The sequence below is a fragment of the Deltaproteobacteria bacterium genome (genome assembly GCA_016218975.1).
In the GTDB taxonomy this organism is placed as follows: Bacteria; Desulfobacterota; Deferrimicrobia; order Deferrimicrobiales; family Deferrimicrobiaceae; genus JAENIX01.
Window position 1 is genome coordinate 112,106 of record JACRCO010000071.1, and the last position, 23,854, is coordinate 135,959.

Genomic DNA, 23,854 nt, shown 5'->3' on the forward strand with positions numbered 1-23,854 from the left:
GATTTCGATCGATCAAGGAAAGGGATCGAATGACCGGCCCAGCCCCCGCGTCGAACGACCGGCAGTACGCGGTCTGCAACACGTGCACGATCATGCTCGTCGCGTTGTGCTACGAGCGTGTCCGGTGGTTTCGCGTGTTGCGTGAACCGCTGCTGCTTGGGATGCGGGTTTTGTCACGGTGGCACCGGATCGACCCGCGAAACTTTCGGGTTCGAACCGAAAGCTGTTACGGGTGCATTCGCTTCATGAAGGAATCGCTGAAGGAGAAATCGTACGTTGCGCGGCGGGTGAACGACCTCATAAACCCGATGTTCAATCGTATCCGTGATTCCATCGTAACCGAGGAAGAAATCGCGGAAGCCAAACGCTTGGCGCGCGAAGCCACGCATCCCCCGGAATAGCGCCTTTTCCCGCCAAAAGCCCCTGAAACGTTTTCAGGAACCGTGAATCATAACAATTGAAATTTGCATTTCCCGTTAATCAGGAATATATGCTGTTAACAATTTCGTGTCACCGGTAATGCAGGCAAAACCTGCCCGAGAGTCCTTAACCCGCATTTCTCACCAGGGTTCGTAGCGAGGCGGTGGAGACGGGTATGGCTACAGGGCGCCGCGACCGAGGGCAACGCAGTAGACATGGCCGTATCCGCCGCGTGAGGAGCGATTAAAGAACATGCAGAACCGTTTTTAGAGGAAAACGCGCTCGATGGAGACCGCACTCCGCATCCGGACATTCGTGAGACGGATATCCGAAAATATATCGGCGCTCCTCAGGAGCCGAAGCGTTCCCTGGAAGATCGCTCTCGTATACGCCGTTGTCGGGGTGACATGGCTCCTGTGCGAACATTACCTGCTCGGCGGTCTTGCAGCGCTCAAGGACATCCTTTACCTCCTCGCATCCGCCTTGCTGCTTTATAAAATCAGCGAATACTGGGTGGGCGTCATCCGGCGGCAGGAAATCGAGCTTGGATCGATCCGGGAACGCATCCGCATCGTGGAACACTTCAGGCAGATGTTCGAGCAGAATGAAGAACCCATCCTGCTTTTCGAGCCGGGGACCGCCCGAATCCAGGATGCAAATCCCGCTGCTGAAGCTCTATATGGATATACCCGGCAGGAAATGACAGTGAAGGGACCCTCCCTGTTCGTCGTACCGGTCGAGCTGCCGGAATTAGAGAAACGGATATCGGGCATAGACGAACATCGGCGGCTCGTCCTTGACAGGGTCCGGCACATCCGCAGGGACGGGGAAAATATCATCGTGTCGGTCCGCGGGAAGTCCATCCGACTGCTGGAGGGCGGCAGCATCAGCTACTGCACGTTCCGCGACGTCACGGAGAGAATCCGGATGGAAAACGAGGCCATCACTCGACAGGCGCAGTTGATTCACGCCAGCAGGATGGCGGCGCTCGGAACAATCGTCTCAGGCGTGGCGCACGAGATCAACAATCCGAACAACCTGATAATGTTCAACGCGCCCATGATAGGCAAGGCCTGGCGGGACGCCGAGCCTGTCCTCGAGAAGTTCCACCAGGAAAACGGCGATTTCCTCCTGGGCGGTCTCCCCTTTTCCGAAATGAGGGAGATCGTTCCCAAGCTGGTCGACGGAATCTCGGGCGGGTCCGCAAGGATCCGCAACATCGTGGGGACGCTGAAGGAGTTCGCGCGACAGGATACCCGGAAACAGGATTGCCGGGTCAGCGCAAACGACGTCGTGAAAAACGCCGCCGCGATACTGAACCACGAAATAACGAAAAAGTGCCGGAATTTCCGCGTCTCTTACGACGAGTCCGATCCGGCGGTCCAGGGATGCTCCCAGCAGCTGGAACAGGTCGTCGTCAACCTGATCATGAACTCGCTGCAGGCGTTGCGGGACAAAAACCGCGCGATACGCATCTCGACCTCCTTCGACCGCCGCGAGGGGAAAACCGGGATCTGCGTCGAGGACGAAGGTGAAGGGATGTCCGAAGATGTGATAAAGCGTCTTTCCGAGCCGTTCTTCTCCACGAGGTCGGAGGAAGGGGGCCTGGGTTTGGGCCTCTCCATATCCTTTTCCATCATCAAGGAGCACGGCGGAACCATCGAATACCGTTCCGAGGCGGGCAAGGGGACCGCCGCCCGCATTATCCTCCCGGCTGCGCCGGAATCGCTCGAACACCAATGCCGGAAGTCGGAGGTGCGGATTCTCAGATGATGGAACCGGATGACACGCGGAGTTCACTTTGCCGACCCGTCCTGCTCGTGGACGACGACCCGGCGTTTCTGCTTTCCTCCCAGGTGACGCTCCGTTCATCCGGGATCTCACCTGTCGAAACGATCAACGACAGCAGGCACGTTCTCCCTTTCCTGTCGGAACGGGAAGCATCCATCGTCGTGCTCGATCTCACCATGCCGCATATCGGCGGAACGGAGATCCTCGAAAAAATCAAGGCGGAGTTCCCGCACATTCCCGTTATCGTGTCGACCGCCCAGTGCGAGGTCGATGTGGCGGTAACCTGCATGAAGGGCGGCGCCTTCGATTACCTGGTCAAGCCGATGGAAAGCAGCCGGTTTGTCTCGAGCGTTTCCCGGGCGCTCGAGCTTCATGGTCTCAGGCAGGAGGTCTCTTCGCTGAAAAAAAGCCTTCTTTCCTCCCGGTTGGAGGATGAGGCGGCATTTGCTGAAATCCTCACGCGAAGCGGTAAGATGCGGGCGATCTTCCGGTACGTCGAAGCCATCGCTCCGTCCGGCCAGCCCGTGCTCGTTACCGGCGAAACGGGGGTGGGAAAGGAGCTGATCGCCAAGGCGGTACACGACCGGAGCGGCTGCAAGGGTGCGTTCGTCCCGGTCAACGCTGCCGGACTCGACGACACGATGTTTTCGGACACCCTGTTCGGCCACAAGAAAGGCGCCTACACCGGCGCCGATCAGGCGAGGGAAGGGCTGATCGCCTGCGCAGCGGGCGGAACGCTGTTCCTCGACGAAGTGGGCGACATGAAAGTCTCCTCGCAGGTCAAGCTCCTTCGTCTCCTCGAGCAGAGAACCTACTATCCGCTCGGATCGGACGTCCAGAAGCGGTCCGATGCCAGGATCATCTGCGCCACCGACAAGGATCTGAAGGCGCGCATGGTGGAGGGTACGTACCGCAAGGACCTTTACTATCGCCTGGCCGCCCATCACATTCACATCCCGACGCTGCGCGAACGGCCCGAAGACCTTCCCCTCCTTGTCGGCCTTTTTCTCAAGGATTCCGCTTCGACGATGCGGAAAAGGGCGCCCTCGATTCCGCAGGAACTTTTCCTTCTGCTGTCTACCTATTCGTTCCCCGGAAACGTCCGCGAGCTGAAAACGATGGTCGCCAACGCCGTGGCGCAGCACACGACAGGCGTCCTTTCGATCGAAAGCTTCCGTAAAAAAATAGAGGAGGAGCGGGCGCACGCCGGTTCCAGCCCGTTACCGGTGCCGGGAAACGGTAACGTGCCTTTTCCGATCCCGGAGCGTTTTCCCACATTGAAGGACACGGAGCGATACCTTATCGCGGAAGCCCTCGAAAGATCCGGGAACAACCAGGGGGTCGCTGCGTCGCTTCTTGGAATTTCCCGCCAGGCGTTGAACAAACGGCTTGTGAGAATGGAAAGATCAGAAGGTTCAAGGCACAAGGGGTGAAACTTCCGTCGCACCCCGGACGATTCCTTTTTGCCCTCCAAAGCTTGAATAACTAAAACATTCTATCGATTCGGCGAACCGCCCGTCCGGCGAACCGTCGCAGCCCTCCTGCGACCGCAATCTCCCGGTAATTTCACGGAAGTACCTGATATTCCGTCCGAAAATTACTCCGCGACGAATTGGCACTACTCTTGATACCAAGGGGTTCTCCATGAGGGAGCCGAACGGAGAAGAAAAGTGCCCGGAGCGCCGGAAACACATCCTGCTGGTGGACGACGAACCGGATTTCCTGTACTCCGCGACCGTGGCCTTGCGTGGGGCGGGCTACGACGTAACCGTCGCGGGAAGCGGAGCTGATGCGTTGAAAATGATGATCGACGCTCACAACGGAGGCAGGCGGTATTCGCTTCTTCTCACGGACATAGTGATGCCGGGAATGTCGGGGCTGGATCTGATCGCAGAAATGAAACGCCGGGAGATCGAAATTCCCGTGCTTGTCGTGACAGGCGTGAGCGACACCGTCCTGATTTCGGAATTCGGAAATGACGGGTGTATGGGGTATATCCAAAAACCGTTCCAACCGCCGGACCTGATCGGACTCGTCGGGAGGTTTCTCCAGCAAACGGAAAAGGAGGTTGAACTATGAGAACCGTGAAGCGTAGCTGCATTCGGGAAAAACGGGCGGCATGGATAGGGGCGATATTGCCCGTCCTGCTTGTCGGAATGATCGTCCTGCATATCTCTCCCTCCGGGGCGGCGACTTTGGAAGTGGTAGGGGTAAACCGCAACCCGGCGGGATCTCCTGCGGGAACGCCGCCTCCTCCCCCTACATCCGTCGGCAGGTATTACTGGACCCTGCAGGAGGACGCGACGTATCCGGTCCGTCCCGGGGACAGCTCGACCAACCAATTGGCGGTCAGCTTCCATAAAAGCTACATGCCGGTGATCGCCTCGGGATGCGTCGACCCTGCCGCAGGGCCGAGCAACCCGCAATGCAAGGCCGGCAGCGGGCTGGAATCGGTGGTGCTGGACCCCGCCAAGCGGTACTACGTTTCGGTGCTCCCGCTTGAAGCCGGAAGCTTCAGCAACAGCGGGACGTCCATTGCTCCTGGCCAGGCAAGCGTGAAGGTTTATGTTAACAAGCTCCCCTTCCCCATGGCGCAGGTCAACATCTTCGCCACCGAGGACAACTACCCGATCAACGGATTCCCGGATGTCCCGGCGGAGAATCCCTTCCCTAACGTCGCCTTCTACCTGGTGGACACGGGCGGCCGCTACGGCATCTCCGGCGGACCGATGCTCACGGACGCCTTCGGAATGGCGCTGGGGACGACCTATGAGCTCGATGCGAACGGGCAGCTCGTCGACAGCGACGGGGACGGCGTCCCCAACGTCGTGGCGGAAGGGTTGGGGTTCGTTCTCTCCGATTCCAACGGGATGGCCAGCTTCAAGTACATTGCGCCGGGAAAATACAGCATTGTCGCGGTGCCGCCCGCTCCGTACATCCAGACGACCACGATCGAAGGTTCGAGGGTGATCGACGCCTGGGTCAAGCCGAACGAGCCTCCCTACCTTCTTGAGTTCGGCCCCCCGACGCCTCATATCATCATGAGTTTCGCGAAGCAGACGCCCCTCGACCCGGCATATGCCGGAATGCAAACCGTCACGGGGCAGATCGTCAACGACCACCTGGGGCGGCCTCCGGGGATTTCCTCCAACCCGGGCGCGCCGTTCAAGCATACGACCCCCTGGATCGGGCTGAACGACTCCGCTACCGGGAAGGGGATCTACGTCGCGCGCACCAACGAAGACGGGACCTTTACCGTGCCTGCGATAAAGCCCGGCACGTACCAGCTCGTGGTCTGGGACGACTTCCTGGACATCATCATCAACTTCTCGACGGTGGTCGTAGGAAACGCCGACGTGAATCTCGGCAAGATCCCCGTCATCCACTGGTTCACGCGGCAGGAGCACTACGTGTATCTCGACGAAAACGGCAACGGCGTCCGGGATCCCGAGGAGACGATGGGCATGCTGGAGCAGGCCGTCAACCTCCGCTGGCGTGACGGTACGATGTATCAGTCGTTTTTGACCGATGAGATGGGTTTTGCTTCCTTCAACGAGATCTTCCCCTTCTTCAACTGGCAAGTTTCCGAGGTGGATTTTCTCAGGTACAAAGCTACCGGCGTCCGGGTAACCGTGGACGACGGCGGACCGATCGACCCCTTGGAGCCATGGTCCTGGGGCGGACAGGTAACCCCGCAGATCCAGGCCGACGGCGGAAAGACCCGCATCGAAACCGGGCCTGTGCTCCTCGAAGCCTTCCAGGGGTTTGTTGGTTCCACAAGCGTATTCGAATGGGGTAAGAGCCCCTACGGGACGGACGAGAACGGCGGAATCACCGGGATCGTCCACTATTCGGTCACGCGCGCCGAGGACGACCCGGTGTACGGCTTCGGGGAACCCTGGGAGCCGGGCATCGCAGGCGTTCAGGTCAACCTTTACACGGGAAATTTCCTTGCCGGGACCATCGTAGACTCGAACGGCAACGGAACCATCGACCTTGCCGACATCGACAATTACCCGTTCCAGTGGACGGGCAAGGGTGACACGGCATACCCCGGCTACACGGGTGTGCCGGGTCCGGAGGATGTGGATCGCAACGGCAACGGCGTTTTCGATCTCGGCGATGCCGTACAGGCGACCTGGACCGATAGCTGGGACGAGAACATCCCCACCGAATGCAGGGGTCCGTCGTTCTCCTTCCAGGGCAACCCCTCCGACTGCTTCGACGGCTTGAGAAACTGGAACCAGGTCCGGCCCGGGCTCTTCGACGGTGGGTACGCTTTCGGCACCGCTGTCACCGGCGATCCCAAATCCCTTCCCAGCGGCGTTTATATCGTCGAAGCGGTCCCTCCTCCGGGCTATGAGATAGTGAAAGAAGAAGACAAGAACGTCGACTTCGGCGACAACTACATGCCGCAGCCCGCCGCCGACTTCATTCCTCCGCTCGCGGACACTGGCGCGCCGCCGCCGCCCTTCAATCCGTTCGTCCCCCTCGGGGCTCCGCAGTGCGTGGGGGACCGCCATTTCGTGCCGGAACAATTGAGCCTGTTTCCCGGCGTTCCAACGGCTTTCTCCGGACAGGCCCGAAAGCTGTGCGACAGGAAATACGTGGTTCTCCAGGACGGTGAGAATGCGGCCGCCAATTTCTTCCTGTTCACGAAGGCTCCGATCGCGGGACAGTTCACCGGGTTGACCACCGACGACATCACGAACGACTCACGTGCATCGTCGCCTAACGCCGGGGAAAAGTACTCCCCGCCATGGATTCCGATTTCCATCCGGGATTGGACGGGCAGGGAGCTCTCGCGCATCTACGCCGACGAGTTCGGCAAGTTCAACGGCCTTCTCCCCTCGACCTATACGGCGAACACCCCCTTGCCGAGCGGCATGACGCCGCAGATGATCACGACGTGCATGAACGACGCGATGATGCCGAATCCGGCGTACGTCCCGGGGGGCGAAGAGGACGAATTCATCCTGGATCCCAGTTTCAACAAGTCTTACGGCCAGTTCTGCTACACATTCCAGTTCATGCCGGGATCCACGACGTACCTGGACCTGCCGGTGCTCCCCACGGCCGCCTATGTGGGACCTACCCAGGCCCCTCTTGACTGCGATCTTCCCAACCAGACCCCGACGATCCACGCCGTCAACGTTCCGGGCGCCGGAGGCGGGCCTTATGTAACGGCGAACCCGGCGAACAGCCAGGACAAGCAGGAAATCCTCATCGTATCTGACGGCACGGTGGCAGTTCCCAATCCGTTCTACTGCCCGGGACCCGAGTCGAATTGCTCGCCCACCAACCTGAACAAAACGATAAACAGGGACCACGGTTTCGGGACGGCGGCGGGCAAGGCGACCATCGACGTCAACGGTACCATCCTGAACCTCACCATTACCCAGTGGACCAACAGGGTGATAAGGGCCAGGCTTCCGAACGACGTGCCGTCGGGCGAGTACCAGCTTGCGGTTTCGCGCAGCAACGGAAAATCGACGGAGAACGGCGTGACCCTGACGGTGGCGCTCGGCGCCGGGCAACCGATGCGCGTTCCCACGGCTGCTTATCCGACGATCCAGTCGGCTGTCGACGCCGCCTCTCCCGGCGAATTGATACTCGTGGGACCGGGGAATTACATGGAGATGGTGGCTATGTGGAAACCGGTACGGCTCCAGGGATGGGGCGCCGGGTCCACGACCATCAACGCAATCATGTTCCCCATAGAAAAAGTGCAGATCTGGCGTGAGAAGGTAAAGGCCCTGCTGGACGCCGGCGAATTCAGCCTGCTCCCCAGCCAGGAAGCCGGCTCTCCGGGTATCCTTCCCGTCCTCGGGATGGGCGCCCTCGGCGCCAATGTGCTTCTTGAAAGTCCGGGCGTCATGGTGCTTGCGAAAGACGACACCCAACCCGGCTCCCCGTCTAACGGATTCATCCCGGGATCCTCCCGGATCGACGGATTCAACATCATCGGCTCCGTCAACGGCGGCGGCATCATCGTCAACGGATACGCCCACAATCTTTCGATCGGCAACAACAGGATCTCCAACAATATGGGAGTCAGCAGCGGCGGAATCAGGATCGGGCACGTCGATCTCGTTTCCTGCGACACCCCCCCCTGCACCGACCCCACGGACCCGACGCGCCGCTACCAGGGAGCGTTCAATGACGGAATACGCATCCACCACAACCAGGTGGCGCGGAACGGCGGCACGAACCTGGGTGCGGGCGGAGTGATGCTCGGCTCCGGTTCAGACGGCTACAAGGTGACCGAGAACTGGATCTGCGGAAACATCACCCTCGGCGACGGCGGCGGCGGCATCGGGCACCACGGCCTGAGCGAAGACGGCCTGATCGCCCGCAACGCGATCATATTCAACGAAGCGTGGAGCAACCAGGCGGAAGGGCGAGGCGGCGGCATCTTCGTCGGCGGCCTTACCGCGCTCGCGCCCGCCGTCCTGACCGACGGCTCGGGAACGGTGACGGTCGACTCCAACCTGATCCTCGGCAACGGGGCGGGCGCCGGCGACGGCGCCGGAATCGCCGCCTACCAGGTCAACGGAAAAGACGTTGCCGATGCCCCCGGCACTCCGGACGGCTGGCACACCCTCAATATCTTCAACAACATGGTCGTGAACAACGTCACGGGCCTGGCAGGCGCCATATCGCTTCAGGACGCGGCCAGGAGCAACATCATCAACAACACGGTCGCCAGAAACGACAGCACCGCGACCGCGCGTGCGGCCTTCACCGCCCCGCCGCCCGCCGCATCCACTCCGCAGCCGGCCGGCATCGCGTCGCGCGCACACAGCAACGTGCTGGCGTCCGCTTCGGCGCAGGCGGGGCTTTTCTCCAACCCGCAGTTGTTGAACAACATTCTCTGGCAGAACCGGTCATTCACGGCCGTTCAGAATCCGGCCACCCTCGACTGGTCCCTCCAGCCGGCAACCGCCCCCTGGAACTACCAGGACCTGGGTGTGCTCGATACGGGAGCCGCCGACCTGTTGAATCCGATGTACGGGATTCTTACGACCCTCAACGGCTACAGTCCGAACAACCTCGGCGGGCCGGGTGCAAACCCGAATTTCCTCCTGTCGTACTTCAATATCGGCCTGGGCGAACTGCCCGCCATATTCGACGAGGGCGGGAACTTCCTCCGGGTTTCCTTCGGGCCGCATACCCTGATGAATACGAACGGCACGACTCCCTACGGAAACTACCACATCAATCCATCGAGTCCGGCGTCGCATGTCCCCGGAACCCGGTATGTCCCGGGGACGCAGACGCTTCTCTGGAACATGTATCCCGAGCTCGGGAAGGATTTCGACGGAGGCAACCGTCCCTCCGTGTCGGGTCCGGACAGGGGCGCGGATGAAGTGCCCCCGGTTGCGGCTCAGGGAAGCATATTGCCATAGGCCCAAGGAGGTGACGAAATGAAGAAGATCGGAATGCGCATAGCTCCTTTCCTTGCAGGGTTCCTTCTCCTGGCTGGAGGAGGAAATTCAGGAGCCGCGGTCCTCGTCCAGTGCGGCGACCCGGGCAACCCGAAAGACAAATGCATGCACCTGTCCTCGGGCGACGGGTTCGTCACGATGGCGGACGGCAAGGTCCTGTACACGTTCGGGTTCGGCGACATCACCGCCAGCGCCGATCCGCTCATCGACGGCATGCTGGCAGCGGAATTCACCGGGCCGACGATTTCCTTGGACGAAGGGGACCGGTTTTTCCTCAACCTTACGAACGTCGGCATGATGATGCGCCCGGACCTTTTCGACCCGCATTCGCTCCACTGGCACGGATTCCCGAATGCCTCGAACATCTTCGATGGAGAGCCCCATGGCACCATAGGAATCAACATGGGGTCCACCCTGACCTATTTCTACAACGTCGTCGAGCCCGGCACCTACATGTACCACTGCCACGTGGAGGCGACCGAGCATATGGAAATGGGCATGCTGTCGAACCTTTACGTGCGCCCGAGGCAGAACGGCACGCCGCTCGGCACTTGCGACGGGGGGGCGCCCTGCACGATGTTCGCTTACAACGACGGCGACGGCTCCACGGGCTACGACGTGGAATATCCTATCCAGGTAAGCGGGTTCGACGGGTATTTCCATGAGCAGCATATCGCCGTTCAACCCCTTCCGTTCCACACGTTGCGCGTCACTTATCCGGTGATGAACGGAAGAGGCTATCCGGACACCGTCAACCCGAATCCGCTTCCTCCCCCCGCGGAAAACGGGGGAAAGGAGTCCCAGCGGGTGAGTTCCCTTATAAACGCCTCGCCCGGGCAAAAGGTGCTCCTTCGCCTCTCCAGCCTGAGCGTGCACCATGACTTCACCCTGGCCGCTCTCGGCATCCCGATGAGGATCGTCGGCCGCGACGCAAGGCTGCTGCGCGGGCCGGACGGCAAGGACCTTTCCTACGTCACCAATTCGATACTGCTCGGCTCCGGAGAGACGGCGGACGCGATCCTCGATATCCCGCCGGACACCGCGCCGGGAACGAGATATTTCCTTTATACGACCAACCTGAATTTCCTGAGCAACGACCAGGAGGATTTCGGCGGGATGATGACCGAAATCCGGATCAACTGAAGAAGGAGGCGCGGCATGAGAAGAACAGCGAATATGCGCAGGATGAAATCCTTCCTGTCGATCGCCATTGCGATTGTATTGCTGTCCGTGAACGGGCCCGGCGCCGAAGCCGTCGTAGACGGCATCACCGGAACGGCGTTCAACCTGACGGCCAGGGAGGACTTCATCAGCACGGCGGACGGGGGCTCCGTCCTGATCTGGGGTTATGACGACGGCTCCGGCAGGGCCCAGTACCCGGGCCCGACATTGATAGTCGACCAGGGTGTCGCGGTGACGATAACGTTGACGAACGCGCTGCCGGCATCGGCCGGAAACGCCTCCATCGTTATTCCGGGCCAGCAGGTGTCGTCAAGCGGGGGGACGGCCGGCCGTTTGACCCGCGAAGCCGTACCCGGCGGAACCGTAATGTACACCTTCACCCCGGCGAGACCCGGGACCTTCCTGTACCACAGCGGCACCCTGACCGAAATCCAGGAGGAGATGGGGATGGCCGGAGCGATCATCGTCCGGCCCGCCGGTTTCAACCCCGCCGCGCCTACCGCTTACGGCCATGCGGACTCCGCCTATGACCGGGAGTATCTTTTCATCCTGAGCGAGATGGATTCCCGGATCCACGACGTGGTCGAGTTCCTGGGCCCCGACGCGCTGGGATGGTTCGATTTCCTTTCAAGTCCTTACCCCAACTACTATTTCATCAACGGCCGGACCGCGGTCGACACCATGTCTATGAGCAACTCCCCGGGGACCGGGCTGTACCCGACGCAGCCATACGGAGCCATGGCGGTGATGCACCCCGGGGACAGGGTGCTTCTGCGGGTCGTCGGGATCGGACGGGGCTCCCATCCGTTCCATCTTCACGGGAACCATGCACGGGTGATCGCGAAGGACGGCCGCATGCTGGAGAGCGCTCCGGGGGCCGGACCGGACCTGAGCACCGAAATCTTTACGATACTGTCCTCTCCCGGCCAGACTACGGATTCCATCTTCGAATGGACCGGGAAGGGGATGGGATGGGACATCTACGGCGCCGACGCCGGCCACGAGCACCCGTGCAACGGCATGACGGTCGCGCAGGCTCAAGCGCTGCGCGCAAGCAACCCGAACGATGCCTACTTCGGTTCGCAGGATCCGGCAACGAAGGAATGGTGCGCCGACCACGGCAATGAGATCCCCGTCACGCTGCCGAACTCCCTGGATCTGACCATGGGGCCGTTCTTCAGCGCGAGCCCGTACCTCGGGAGGACGGAAGATCCCCTGGCGCTTCCGGTCGGCCAGCAGAATTTCAACGGATACGGAGCATATATCTTCATGTGGCACAGCCACAATGAAAAAGAGCTTCTCAACTACGGAGTTTTCCCCGGCGGCATGTTGACCATGATGGCGATCCTGCCCCAATCCGTTCCGCTGGATTAGTGAAAGGAGGGATGCGCGATGATTTCAGCGAACGTTGAAAAGAGAAGAGGGATATCGATTCTCGCAGGGATCGCGGTTCTCCTGCTGGCGGCCCCCTCCTTTGCGGTGACGGTCGACCTGGTCGCGAAGAAGTTCACCACGGCCATGCCGGACGGAGCGGTCGTCAACATGTGGGGGTTCGCCGCGGATACGGGGCAGGCCTGCGACGAAACGGCCGGCTGGGTTCCAGGGCCGGCGCTGTCCGTAACCCTGCCGGATACCCTGACCGTAAACCTGCGGAACTGCCTCGACGAGCCTGCCTCGATCGTCATCGCAGGCCAAAAGGCTGTCCTTGCCCCGGTATTTGCGCCGCCTGACGCGCAGGGAAGACAGAGGGCGACTTCGTTCACCGGCACGGCAGGACCCAGTGGAGGCACCAGCCAGTACACATGGACCGGCCTCAAGCCGGGGACGCATCTATACGAAAGCGGAACCCAGCCGCAGATCCAGGTCCAGATGGGTCTCTACGGCGCCTTGAATGTCTACCCGGCCGTTGGTCTCGCATATCCGGGCGTGCCATTCGACAACGAGGTGGTCCTGCTCTACAGCGAGATCGACAAGGCGCTGCATGAAGCCGTGGCAGGCGGCAAGTACGGAAGCAGTTGTTCCAATCCTCCCTGCACGATGACCAGCACCATCGACTATAAGGCCAACTACTTCCTGATCGACGGCCTGCCGTTCCAGGAAGGCCAGGCGGCGCTGAACGCCGGGAGTTCCGGCCAGACTACACTCTTGCGGTTCCTGAACGCCGGCCTCAGGACGCATATACCCACACTCCACAACGGCGGATACATGAAGTTGATCGCCGAAGACGGCAACCTCTACCCGTATCCGAAAGAGCAGTACTCCGTGCTGCTCCCGGCCGGGAAGACCGTCGACGCCCTCTGGAACCCTCCCGCCGACGGCGCTTTCCCGTTGTTCGACAGCACCCGCCAGGCGACGGACGGGATTCCCGGATCCGTCATGCTCGCCTACCTCCAGGCGGGGGCCGCATCATCCAATACCCCTCCCGCGGCGAACAGCCAGATCGTCAATACGAATGAAGATACGGCCACTCCCATAACGCTGACCGGCTCCGACGGTGACGGAAACCCCCTCACCTATGCGCTTGTGGCGGGTTCAGGCCCTGCAAACGGCACGCTGTCCGGCGCGGCGCCGAATCTCTCCTACACGCCGAACGCGAATTACTTCGGGCCGGACAGTTTCCGGTTCACGGTCAACGATGGACAAAGCACATCCAACGAAGCGACGGTTTCCATAACCGTGAACTCAGTCAACGATGCGCCGGGCTTCACCGCGGGTCCGAACCAGGCGGTGACCCAGCCCGCGGGAGCGCAGTCGGTTCCCAACTGGGCCACAGGCATTTCTTCCGGCCCGGCCAACGAATCGGCCCAGACGGTGAGTTTCCTCGTATCCAACAACAATAACGCGCTGTTCTCGGCGCAGCCTGCGGTCTCTCCGGCGGGGACGCTTACCTACACGCCCGCCGCCGGCGCAAGCGGATCCGCCACGGTTACTGCGCAGGCGCAGGACAACGGCGGCACGGCGAACGGCGGAGTGGACACCAGCGCGCCGCAGATCTTTACGATCACCGTGAACCCGGAGCCGGCATCGGACCTGATCTTTGCCGACGGTTTCGAGTCCGGCAACTTCTCGGCCTGGAACGCGGAGCAGGATCCGGGCGGCCAGAACGACCTTAACGTGACCGCCGCAGCGGCGCTGACCGGCGGGTTCGGCATGGCGGCCACTATCGACGACAATACCGGCATGTGGGTTATGAGCAACACGCCGGCCAACGAGACGCGCTACAGGGCGCGTTTCCGGTTCGATCCCAACAGCGTCCCGATGACCAACGGCAACGCTTTCTTCATCATGACCGCCCGCAGCGGCAATAACAACACGGGAGTCGACGTGGTGCGGATCGAGTTCGCCAGGTTCGCCGGCATCTATCATGTTCGCGCCGTATCGCGGACCGACGCCGGGGGGTACAAAAACGGCGCATGGCAGACCGTCCCGGATTCCCCCGTCGTCTTCGAGTTCGACTGGGCGGCGTCAACGGCCGCGGGAGCGAACAACGGCTACCTGACTTTCTGGATCGACGGCGTGCAAAAGACCTCTTCGACGGGCATCGACAGCGATACGCTGAGAATCGAGTCCGCGCGGCTCGGACCGCTGTCGGGAATCGACACGGGCACGAGAGGGACCGTGTACTTCGACGATTTCGTGTCGCGGCGATTGAATTACATAGGTCCGTGAACCGTACGATGAAATGCCGGGCATCTTCCATGGTAAACAGGAAGGTGCCCGGCTTCTTCATTCTGCTCTGCCTTACTGCTATTGCGCCTTCGTTTTGCCCCACAGCCCTGGCCGAGCCGAACAACCCCCCTGTGGCCGTACCCGATTCGGCTACGGTGCGCCGCAACACTTCGATCGCCATCGATGTGCTCGCCAACGATTACGACCCCGATCCCGGCACGACCCCGGCCGGCAAACTCGACCGGGCAACGGTTACGATCGTTTCAAGGCCGATCGCCGGCGGGAGGGTGGCAGTCAGCGAGACGGGCGTGGTTACATACGCCCCGAAGAGGAAATTTCGGGGCATGGACTTCTTCCGCTACACCGTGAAGGACGGTGAAGGAGCGGTTTCCGCGCCCGCAAAAGTGACGATAACCGTCAAGTAATGCGTGCGGCGGCGAGGCGTATTTACCGGTTCCGTCTAGATCCGATTGCAGAATTCGCACTTTCCGCATTTTCCAAACTTCTCCCCCCGGGAATTTAAATTTCATAATTGATATTAAGAATTCATTATCGAAATCCTCTCCTGTCCGGCTGAATATTCACATTCCGCCAAATCAGCAAGTTACGACGCCCGCCCTGTTGGCATGGGGCTTGCTGATAATGGTTACACCTACAGATTCTCAACCACATAATTCGTAAATTACGGAACAAGGAAAAACCATACGGTTTTTCTCATTAAACGGATTATGGGAATCCTTGGGTGCTTCAGGCGGCAAGGATCTAGAGCAAAGCGAAAGGAGGTAACGTCGGTCACCATGGTGTCCGAAAATGGAAGTGGAAGTTCGATCGTACAAGAACAGGAAGTAACGGATTCAAAAAAAGAAAAGGGAGTATCAGTAATGAAGAAAACTTTGAAAATTGCAGCTATATTGCTTGCGCTCGGCATTGCACAGACACCGGCGGTTCCTGTAGTTAACGCCGAAAACGGCTCATCCATTCAGCAGAAGATGGAGCAGCAGAGGGAGAAGGAACGCAGGGAAAGGGAAAAGGAGAAGGAACGGGCCCGCAGGGAAAGAGAGAGAGAAAGGGCGCGTCTTGAAAGAGAAAAGCAGAAGGCGCATCAGGGGTCCGGTAAACCTGGCCCTGGGACCACTCCCGCACCGGGACCTGCACCGACCCCGATCGTGACGCTTAGCGGAATCACGATCAGCGGTTCTTCCTCGGTGAACGAGGGCGCGACGGCGACATTCACGGCGGCTGCTTCATGGAGCAACGGGACGAAGACCTCCGTTTCTCCTACATGGAGCGCGAACATGGGGACGATCAGCGCATCGGGATTCTTCTCAGCACCGCAGGTGTCCGCGAACCAGACGGCGACAATCAACGCAAGCTACAGCTCCGGCGGGGTGACAAAGACGGCCTCCGTGTCGGTCACCGTCGTCAACGGTTCGGTCGTCGTTACGAAAACGCTCAGCGGCATCACGGTCAGCGGATCTTCCTCGGTGAACGAGGGCGCCACGGCGGCGTACACGGCCACGGCTTCCTGGAGCGACGGGACGAAGACCTCCGTTTCTCCGACCTGGAGCGCGAACCTCGGCTCTATCAGCACCTCGGGCGTTTTCTCCGCCCCGCAGGTGACAGCGAACCAAACGGCGACCATCGGCGCCAGCTACAGCGTCGGCGGAGTTACCAAGACGGCCTCTGTGTCGGTAACCGTCGTCAATGGTTCGGTTGTCGTTACGAAAACGCTCAGCGGCATTACGATCAGCGGATCTTCCTCGGTGAACGAGGGCGCCACGGCGGCGTACATGGCCACGGCTTCCTGGAGCGACGGGACGAAGACCTCCGTTTCTCCGGCCTGGAGCGCGAACCTTGGCGCTATCAGCACCTCGGGCGTCTTCTCCGCACCGCAGGTGACAGCGAACCAGGCGGCCACCATCGGCGCCAGCTACAGCTACGGCGGTGTCACCAGGACTGCCTCCGTGGCGGTAACCGTAGTCAACTCCGCAACGTCGACCATTGACGGAGGCGCGCTGTACACCCAGTACTGCTCCAGTTGCCATGGCACCTCGAAGCGCGGGAAGTCGGCCACGTCCACCCAGAACGCCATCAACAACAACACCGGCGGGATGGGCTTCCTGAGCAATCTCACCAGCGCCCAAATCACCGCCATTTCACTGTACTAATACCAATTCCGACCAGTGAGCCCTCCCCCCGGGGAGGGCTCCGTTCCACCTTAAACCCCCGCCTTTCCAGGGCGGGGGTTTTTTGTTCTTAAATTCCATAAGACAAAATGGCGCTTCGCGGCATCGAAGCCGGGGGATTACGGAAATCGAAGGGAGGCTTTGTATCCCAATCATGAAAACAATGACGTTCCGGGCTCTGGCTTTCGGCATCACCTTTCTTACCGCGGTGAGCATCTACGGCCAGGATGCCCCGCAGGATGCGGCTATAACCATGGACAACGCGATAAGGATGGCGATCCTGAAAAACCTCGACCTGCAAATCGAATCCCATACCATCTCGATGGCCAGGACGGACGTCGCGCGGAGCCGCGGGGTCTACAACCCCGTCTTCAGCGTTTCGGGCACAGGAGGAGTTCTGTCCAGTACTGGAGATCCCTTCTTCGACTCCAGGTACGGGACTGCCGTCGCCAGCCTGTCGCAGAACCTTCCCACGGGAGGAAACATCGCCGCATCGACCCAGGCGGGCTATACGTCCATCGGCACCGATATACCCGGGACGATATCGAACGACTGGCAGTCTACGGTGGGGCTCACGCTTACCCAGCCGCTCCTGAAAAACGCGGGCAAGGATACATTCGAGCTGAATATCACCCTCGCATCCAACACGTACCGGGAAAACCTTGAACGGTTCCGCCTTGCCGCCGCCGATACGGTCCTCGCGGCTTATTCCTCGTACAACCATTTGTATACGCTTCGCCGAATAGTGGAATCGAAAACGGCGGCCTTGAAATCGGCCCAGGATCTGCTGGACGAGTTGAGCAAGAGGCCGAAGCCGGGGCCCCTCCACAGGGTGGAAATCGCAAACGCGGAATACGCGGTCGCACAAAGACGCAAGGAACTCGTGGACGCGGAGCGGAATTCAAGGGACACGGAGGCAGGCTTGCGGTACCTGATCGGCATGGAACCGAACATCCGGATAATCCCCATCGACCCTCCCTCCAGGGCCGAGCCGCCGGAAACGGAGGACCAGGCGGTGAAGGCGGCGCTCGAGAACCGCCCCGACCTGAAGCAACTACGGCTGACGTTGAAGGCGAGCGAGCTCGAAGAGCGCGTATCGAGGCGCCAGAAGCTGCCGGAACTGAATCTGACCGGCGGAGGCGGGCTGAACGGGACCGGGGACAGCCTGGGAAACAGCTACGAACGGATCGGAGACCACCCGGGAACCTGGTGGTCGGCGGGGCTTCAGTTCGTTTACCCCATCGGCAACGATGCGGCGAAAAACGATTACATAAAGAGCAGGATAAGGACGATGCAGGTGCGAAACCAGATCGAGGCGCTTGCGCTCAAGATCCGGAATGAAGTGGAGACGGACCTGCGGGCGCTCATTTCGGCGCGATTGCAGATGCAGGTTACGGACAAGGCACGGCAAACCGGCGAACTGCGAAGGGAGGAATACAGAAAGAACGTGCGTGCCCGCGCGTCGACGGTCCAGGAACTGATCAACGCCGAAAACGATCTCGCGTTGGCCGAGACGGCCCAGTTGGAAGCCGCCGAGGGATTCGCCAACGGGGTCGCTAAAATGTGGCGCGATACGGGCGTGCTGCTCGATCGGCTGGGAGTGCACGTCGACGTCGCGCGATAAGGACGAGACGGGTAGCCGGAGTTGGATGCTCCAAGCGGGCTCGGCACGCCTCGCGGGGTACCCCTCGCAGGGGACGCTTTGCCCGGCCCTCCATGGCCAGGCTGCAGCTCGCGAGCTCCTTGCTCCGCCATCCCTGGCTCCCGCTTCGTCGCTCGACGCCCCCGCGAGGGGCACCCCGTCTCGGCGGCTCGCCCGCTTGCATTGCACCCCTGAAATTATGATTCGGTCTACTTATTCTTAACGCGGATTATTTTTTCTCCGCGGGGGGCTCCTTCGGCGGTTCCTTGCGCTCGTAGCGGATTCCCTTCGTCTCGCCGAAACGCTGCTTGAGCTCCAGGACGCGCTCCTCGAAGTCGCGGCTGAGCTGCGTCCCTTCCTCCACGCTGGAGATGACCCGCGGGGTAATGAAGACGAGCAGTTCGTTCCGGGTCATCGTGTCCGAGCGGGCGCCGAATATCCAGCCGATGATCGGGATTTTGTAGAAGAACGGGAGACCCTCCCGGTTCCGCGCCTGCCGCTCCTTGACCAGTCCGCCGAGGACGATGCTCCGGTCCTGCGTGGCGACGAGCGTCGTCTGGATGTTCCGCTTGAAGAAGCTTGGGTTCGTCGTTCCGGTGGACTCCGTGCTGCTGACTTCGCTTACCTCCTGCTCGATCTCGAGCGTAACGATCCCCTGGTCGTTGATGTACGGGGTAAAAGACAGGATGACGCCGACGTCACGATACTCCACGGTCTGCGTGGTGACCGGGGGATTGGAGTTGGCGACGATCGACGCCGTTGTGACGGGGACTGAGTCCGCGACCTGGATCTTCGATTTCCTGCCGTTGGCGGCGATCACGCTCGGGGAGGAAAGGATGGAAACCTTGCCGTCGTTGGCCAGCGACCGGAAGGCGGCCGTCAGGCGGTCGGTCCTGTCCACCATGTATCGCAGGCCCGACGTGAATGCCGCCGCCGATGTCGCCATGGAGACGTTGTGCCTGTAATCGCCGAACTGGCGGATATACGTCCAGTCGACACCCAGCTTGAGGGTGTCGTCGAGCTGCACCTCCCCAATCAGCACTTCGAGAAGAACCTGGCGCGGGTAGACGTCGATCGCCTTCAAGGTCTCGAGTATGGCGGCGTACTCCGAAGCGCTACCGCGGATTATGAGCGAGTTGGTCGTCTCGTCCGCGATGATGTCGTACCCTTCTCCCTCCTTCTTTTCGGGGGTGTGCGCGGCGGGTTTCGGCGCCGCGGCCTGCTGCGCGGGAGGCGGGGCGGTCAGGATCGTCGGCTTGACCGGTTCGGCGAACTGCGGCTTGAATTCCGTGGGCTTCGACGGAAGCCCCGTCGCGCGCGACGGGTAGAGCTTCTCCAGGATGGCCACGATGTCCTTTACCTTGCCGTGCCGGACCCGGTACAGGTGCACCGCGCGTGATGTGCTGGACGGTTCACGGTCGAGCTCCTTGATCCAGCGCTCCACCTCGTCCATCGTCCTGGGCGAGGCGCTCACCACGAGCAGGGAGTTCAGGCGCACAAGCGGAACGAAGTTTATCCCGGACGGGCGTCCGCCCTTCGCACCGAAATCGAGGGCGCCGAAGATGGCATCCAGGCTTTTTGCCATTTCGTCGGGGTCCAGGAATTTAAGAGGAAACATCCTGACTCCCGCGGACTTGAACGCGTCCGCGTCGAACAGTTCCACGAGCCTGACATGCTTGTCCATGTTGCCGGCCGTGTCGGTCACAAGCAGCATGTTCGCCCGCGGCACTTCCGTGGCGTCACCCCCCGCGGACAGGAACGGGCGGATCACCTTCGCCATTTCCGCCGCGGCGATGTATTGCAGCGGGAAGGCCCGCATCGTGGGCCGGTTGGGAGAAAACGGATCCTCCTTCGCGCCTTCGATCAGCGGTTCCATTTTCGCTTCGTTCATCGGGACGATGTGGTAGACGTTCCCCTCCCTGACCGCCGTGGCGCCGTTTACGCGCAAAATGGAGAACAGGATCTCGAGAGCGTCGTCCTTCTTCACCGTCCCCTGCGTGTGTACGTTGACGACGCCACGTACCCTGGGGTCGATGATGTAGTTGATCCCCGCAATCCGTCCGAGCGTATGGATCACTTCGTAGACGTCGGCGTTGTTGAACTTGACCAGGAACCCTCCGCCCGCGGCCGCGGGAACAGGCCGCTGCGGCAAGGCGAGCGGGCGCGGAACCGGCATGGGTCGAGCCGGGACACGAGGGGGAGCGACGGGGGCTTCCGCCGCGGGCGCAGGCGCTGCCGGGGCAGGCTCGGCGGTCCTTGGTTCGGCCGGAGCCGGGGTCTCTTCCGGCGGCGCGGGTTCGGCCGTTTTCGGAGCCGCAGGAGCGGGTGTTTCCTCCGGCGGAGCCTGCTCGGCGGTTTCGGAAGGAACAACCGGTTCCTCGACGAGCGTCGATCCGGCGGGAGGGGGCGAAGTTGTGGAAACCGCGGGCAGCCCTTCCGCCGCGGGCGGGGGCGCCGCCGCGTCGGCCGGAGGCGCCGGCGTTCCGTTCGTTGCCGTTTTTCCCGCCTCATTGCCGTTGGAAGGAGGCGGCGGCGGAACGGGCGGCTTCTGCTCGATCAGGTCGAGCGTCCGGTGGGGAAGGGGACCGATCTCTACCGCCCCCACGGACACGGCAATAGCCAGCAAAGCAAGAATCGCAAGGATACGAGGTATCATGCCGTTCTCCCCCACAAGAAGTTATCGCTGCCCGGGCACGTAAGTCGGCCGGACCCTGCCCCTGTACGGTCTTTGCTGAAATGCCTCGGCCGGGCTCCCCGTAAGGCCGGGCGGCGCAACGGATGCGGGAGCCTGCGTCTTTGCCGGGACCGCACCGGCCGACCCCGTGCGAGCGGGCGCAGATACCGAGTCCGCCCTGATTGGAGCCGGCGGCGGGCGCGTCTGCCCTGCGGAGGCGGGAGACGCCTGCGTCGACGGGAGATCGGTCCGAAGGCCGCCCGTTCCCTGGACCTTCGGGGCTCCGGCGTACAGGGGCAGCAGGAACTCCTTCCCGTCGGCCTCCAGAAGCACTCCGTCCTGCTGGATCTCCTTCACCACGAATCCGGGCAGCGTTTCCCCGGGGCTGAGTTCGTACCGCTCAGGCCGTCCGGGAGACTTGCCGGTAACCACGGCCTTCTTCATGTCCCCGAGAAGAAGAACTCCCAGGAGCGTGAATCGGGATAGTTCTTGATCGTAGTTGCGCGCGGGAACGATCGAGGCGTTTTCCTGGAACGGCCGCCGGTCCGGCCGGAAGACCGGCCTTGCCGTGATGTACGCCACGGGAGCGGACAGTTCCACCGCCTGCGGGGGATCCTCCGGGGATATGCCGATCGGGGGAACGGCGGGGGCTGAGGGCGGCGGCGGAATCCCGTAAGCCGGCCCGGTCCAGGCGCGGTATGTCCGCCAGCCGAAGAAGAGCGCGGCAAGCGCCAGCGCGATCATGAGGAATCCCGGCCGCTTCATTCTCCCGGCCTTTCCGCTTTCGCTTCGGCATCGGAGCCTGCGATTCCGGCCACAACGACCGAAGTAACCAGGTTTTCCTTCCGGTTCGCCGTGGTTGCGCCGTAGTATCCTGAATGGACGGATAATTTCTTCACGCGAAGGATCTTGGGATGCCGCGCCGCTTCGGCAAGCATACGCGCCAGCCCCTCCGTCGTCGTCTGGAAATCGATCTGGACCGCCACTTCGGCGTATGATCCCCGCTGCACGGGGGCGAGCGTACGTACGGAAGTGACGCGCGTGTCGGGGCGTTCCAGCCAGGGTTTGATCATACCCTGGAGCGCGGAAGCGGAAGCGGCGGGGCTGTCTCCCGGCAAAAGCCCCTCCTCGAGTTCCTCGAGCCGCACGGCCGCATCGGCCAACGCAAGGTCGATCGTCCCCTCTCCCGCCGCCGCGAGGCGGTAACGAGCGAGAGTCCCCATGCGCTGCGGAACGGCTGACCTGGCTCTTTTGTAGGAATCGACCGCCGGATACACTCCGATCCGGATCACTGCGAATACGAGGACGAACCCGACTCCAAGGAGCAGGAGGAGCCGCTCTCTCTGGGAGAGGGCGCGAATCCTCGCCTTGATACGCGCGACGGCGCTCACGGTTTTTTCCTTGCTTCGGCCGGAGTTTCCGGCGGGACGGGCGAGAATTCCGCCCGGATCTGGAACCGTTCGAGGTTGTCCGCCTGCCGGGTGATCGGCGATGCGAATTCCACCTTTCGGAACTGCCCGTCCCGTGCGAGAGCCGGAAAGATTTCGTTCGCGGAAGGGGAAAGCCCGTCAAGCTCGACCTTCAGGTCCTCCATGCGCAGGCCGGTCAGCCATGTGCCCTGAGGCAGGCGTTCCGTCAATTGCCGCAGGACGAGGATCTGCTCCTCTCGGCCCGCTCTCGCCTCCTTGAGGTATGCGATCCGCCCCTCCAGGTCGCCGAGGATGGCAAGCGTCTCCTCCACCCGCGCCACTTCGGGACGAAGGGATGCTATTTCGGCGTCGAGCCGGTCGACTGCCTGCTTCGTGCGCACGGCAACGGATGCAGGCCAGGAAAGCGCCAGGAGAAGGGCGGCCGCGGCGAGCGCGATCGTGGCGGTACGGGCCGTCGTGCGAAGCCTTTCGCCTTCCTTATCCGGGGAAAGAAGATCCGGGCCCTTTTCGCAAAGCGCAGCGCCCAAAGCGCCCAGCACCCGCCAGAAACGCGCCGGATCCGCCGCGTCCTCCCCCGGCAACGCCATCGCCGCTGACATCCTGTTCTCGAAACCCTCGACCGGATTTGCGCGTTCCGTTCCTGCCTGCGGAAAACGACCTTCGCGAATCCACCAGGATGGCGCGTACACGCTCGCTTCCGCCTCGGTGACCGAATCGGGCGCATCTATCAGCGACTCGGAGAGCAGGTTCAACGCTTCCACGGGGGAACCCTCCGGAGGACAGGCTCTCACCGCGGAGAAGAACGGCTCTCCGCCGGCAATCGCCGTGCATTCAACGCCTCCGTCCATTTCCCTCAGGACCGCGCAAAGTTTCCCGTCGCTCACCGCCTGCTCCCCGGCCCATCGGCAGGTTTCCGACATCGCCCATCCCGACGGAACGGCCGCGCCGAGGGAAAGCCCCGCACGGGAAACAAGCTCCTCCCATCGTTCGATATACTCCGAAGAGGCCGCGACGAGGACCAGCCGGACATCCTTTCGGCCCGCGGCGCCGTCCAGGCGGCGCCAGTTGAATTTCAGCCGGGATGCGGGGACCGGGAAGATCCTGTCCAACTCCAGAGAGAGCGCAGGGCGAAGGTCTTTGCTCTTCAATGGCGGGAAGGGAATCCTGGCGAGGAAAACCTTTTCGGCAGGGATGGCCAGCCTGGCCTCGCAACCGGCGAGGCCGTTGCGCGCCACGAAATCGGCAAGGACGCTCTCGGCTTCCGCCATCCGGATCTGCTCCCTGTCGCCGCGAAGTTCGACAGCCACAGGAGGGACGGCCACCGAGGGACGGCCGACTCCATACCGGACTGCCGACAACGCCAGGCGCTTCCCCGAGGGGTCGATGCCCACGACCGTTCGGAAGAGGTTCAT

General features: G+C 61.7%; 15 protein-coding genes. 11 read left to right on the forward strand and 4 right to left on the reverse strand.

All coding sequences use genetic code 11. The annotated features are described in order from the left end of the window. Positions 1–29 precede the first annotated feature (29 nt). The 11 genes from HY896_10415 (at position 30) to HY896_10465 (ending at position 18,320) form a co-directional block, all read left to right on the forward strand. Positions 30–401, forward strand: a complete 372-nt coding sequence (locus HY896_10415; GenBank protein MBI5576759.1) for a nitroreductase — start codon at positions 30–32, stop codon at positions 399–401. Between the two features lie 304 nt (positions 402–705). Continuing rightward, on the forward strand, positions 706–2,193 hold the full coding sequence (locus tag HY896_10420; protein ID MBI5576760.1) for a PAS domain S-box protein: 1,488 nt from the start codon (positions 706–708) through the stop codon (positions 2,191–2,193). Beyond that, complete coding sequence (locus HY896_10425) at positions 2,193–3,644, forward strand: sigma-54-dependent Fis family transcriptional regulator (protein ID MBI5576761.1); 1,452 nt, start codon at positions 2,193–2,195, stop codon at positions 3,642–3,644. Before HY896_10420 ends, HY896_10425 begins: the two co-directional genes overlap by 1 nt. A gap of 211 nt (positions 3,645–3,855) precedes the next feature. Continuing rightward, positions 3,856–4,290: a response regulator gene (locus tag HY896_10430; protein ID MBI5576762.1), complete on the forward strand. Its 435-nt coding sequence runs from the start codon at positions 3,856–3,858 to the stop codon at positions 4,288–4,290. After that, entirely contained in the window at positions 4,287–9,620 is a 5,334-nt protein-coding gene (locus HY896_10435; GenBank protein MBI5576763.1) for a hypothetical protein, read from the forward strand. The genes HY896_10430 and HY896_10435 overlap by 4 nt, the downstream gene beginning before the upstream one ends. Before the next feature lie 18 nt (positions 9,621–9,638). Then, positions 9,639–10,802 carry a multicopper oxidase domain-containing protein gene (locus HY896_10440; GenBank protein ID MBI5576764.1) on the forward strand — a complete coding sequence of 388 codons (1,164 nt, stop codon included), beginning with the start codon at positions 9,639–9,641 and terminating at the stop codon, positions 10,800–10,802. 15 nt (positions 10,803–10,817) lie between these two features. Beyond that, on the forward strand, positions 10,818–12,215 hold the full coding sequence (locus HY896_10445) for a multicopper oxidase domain-containing protein (protein ID MBI5576765.1): 1,398 nt from the start codon (positions 10,818–10,820) through the stop codon (positions 12,213–12,215). A gap of 18 nt (positions 12,216–12,233) precedes the next feature. Next, positions 12,234–14,510, forward strand: a complete 2,277-nt coding sequence (locus HY896_10450; GenBank protein MBI5576766.1) for a cadherin-like domain-containing protein — start codon at positions 12,234–12,236, stop codon at positions 14,508–14,510. Positions 14,511–14,539: 29 nt separating this feature from the next. Further along, on the forward strand, positions 14,540–14,935 hold the full coding sequence (locus HY896_10455) for an Ig-like domain-containing protein (GenBank protein MBI5576767.1): 396 nt from the start codon (positions 14,540–14,542) through the stop codon (positions 14,933–14,935). Positions 14,936–15,391: 456 nt separating this feature from the next. After that, positions 15,392–16,678, forward strand: a complete 1,287-nt coding sequence (locus HY896_10460; protein MBI5576768.1) for a cytochrome c — start codon at positions 15,392–15,394, stop codon at positions 16,676–16,678. 172 nt (positions 16,679–16,850) lie between these two features. Continuing rightward, positions 16,851–18,320 (forward strand): TolC family protein, encoded by a 1,470-nt coding sequence (locus HY896_10465; protein MBI5576769.1) that lies wholly within the window; start codon positions 16,851–16,853, stop codon positions 18,318–18,320. Between the two features lie 247 nt (positions 18,321–18,567). On the opposite strand, the gene gspD is transcribed toward HY896_10465, so the two are convergent. The 4 genes from gspD to HY896_10485 are packed head-to-tail and all read right to left on the reverse strand — an operon-like array spanning position 18,568 to position 23,854. Next, positions 18,568–20,994 (reverse strand): type II secretion system secretin GspD, encoded by a 2,427-nt coding sequence (gene gspD / locus HY896_10470; GenBank protein ID MBI5576770.1) that lies wholly within the window; start codon positions 20,992–20,994, stop codon positions 18,568–18,570. Between the two features lie 21 nt (positions 20,995–21,015). Further along, positions 21,016–21,777, reverse strand: a complete 762-nt coding sequence (locus HY896_10475) for a hypothetical protein (protein ID MBI5576771.1) — start codon at positions 21,775–21,777, stop codon at positions 21,016–21,018. Then, on the reverse strand, positions 21,774–22,403 hold the full coding sequence (locus HY896_10480) for a hypothetical protein (protein MBI5576772.1): 630 nt from the start codon (positions 22,401–22,403) through the stop codon (positions 21,774–21,776). Before HY896_10480 ends, HY896_10475 begins: the two co-directional genes overlap by 4 nt. Beyond that, positions 22,400–23,854 carry a PilN domain-containing protein gene (locus HY896_10485; protein ID MBI5576773.1) on the reverse strand — a complete coding sequence of 485 codons (1,455 nt, stop codon included), beginning with the start codon at positions 23,852–23,854 and terminating at the stop codon, positions 22,400–22,402. The genes HY896_10480 and HY896_10485 overlap by 4 nt, the downstream gene beginning before the upstream one ends.

What these genes read in the sequence shown, in the direction of transcription:
- HY896_10485 (MBI5576773.1), bottom strand. Translation starts at nt 23,854, where the DNA reads ATGAACCTCTTCCGAACGGTCGTGGGCATCGACCCCTCGGGGAAGCGC.
- HY896_10475 (MBI5576771.1), bottom strand. Translation starts at nt 21,777, where the DNA reads ATGAAGCGGCCGGGATTCCTCATGATCGCGCTGGCGCTTGCCGCGCTC.
- HY896_10465 (MBI5576769.1), top strand. Translation starts at nt 16,851, where the DNA reads ATGAAAACAATGACGTTCCGGGCTCTGGCTTTCGGCATCACCTTTCTT.
- HY896_10415 (MBI5576759.1), top strand. Translation starts at nt 30, where the DNA reads ATGACCGGCCCAGCCCCCGCGTCGAACGACCGGCAGTACGCGGTCTGC.
- HY896_10460 (MBI5576768.1), top strand. Translation starts at nt 15,392, where the DNA reads ATGAAGAAAACTTTGAAAATTGCAGCTATATTGCTTGCGCTCGGCATT.
- gspD (MBI5576770.1), bottom strand. Translation starts at nt 20,994, where the DNA reads ATGATACCTCGTATCCTTGCGATTCTTGCTTTGCTGGCTATTGCCGTG.
- HY896_10425 (MBI5576761.1), top strand. Translation starts at nt 2,193, where the DNA reads ATGGAACCGGATGACACGCGGAGTTCACTTTGCCGACCCGTCCTGCTC.
- HY896_10445 (MBI5576765.1), top strand. Translation starts at nt 10,818, where the DNA reads ATGAGAAGAACAGCGAATATGCGCAGGATGAAATCCTTCCTGTCGATC.
- HY896_10455 (MBI5576767.1), top strand. Translation starts at nt 14,540, where the DNA reads ATGGTAAACAGGAAGGTGCCCGGCTTCTTCATTCTGCTCTGCCTTACT.
- HY896_10450 (MBI5576766.1), top strand. Translation starts at nt 12,234, where the DNA reads ATGATTTCAGCGAACGTTGAAAAGAGAAGAGGGATATCGATTCTCGCA.
- HY896_10420 (MBI5576760.1), top strand. Translation starts at nt 706, where the DNA reads ATGGAGACCGCACTCCGCATCCGGACATTCGTGAGACGGATATCCGAA.
- HY896_10440 (MBI5576764.1), top strand. Translation starts at nt 9,639, where the DNA reads ATGAAGAAGATCGGAATGCGCATAGCTCCTTTCCTTGCAGGGTTCCTT.
- HY896_10430 (MBI5576762.1), top strand. Translation starts at nt 3,856, where the DNA reads ATGAGGGAGCCGAACGGAGAAGAAAAGTGCCCGGAGCGCCGGAAACAC.
- HY896_10435 (MBI5576763.1), top strand. Translation starts at nt 4,287, where the DNA reads ATGAGAACCGTGAAGCGTAGCTGCATTCGGGAAAAACGGGCGGCATGG.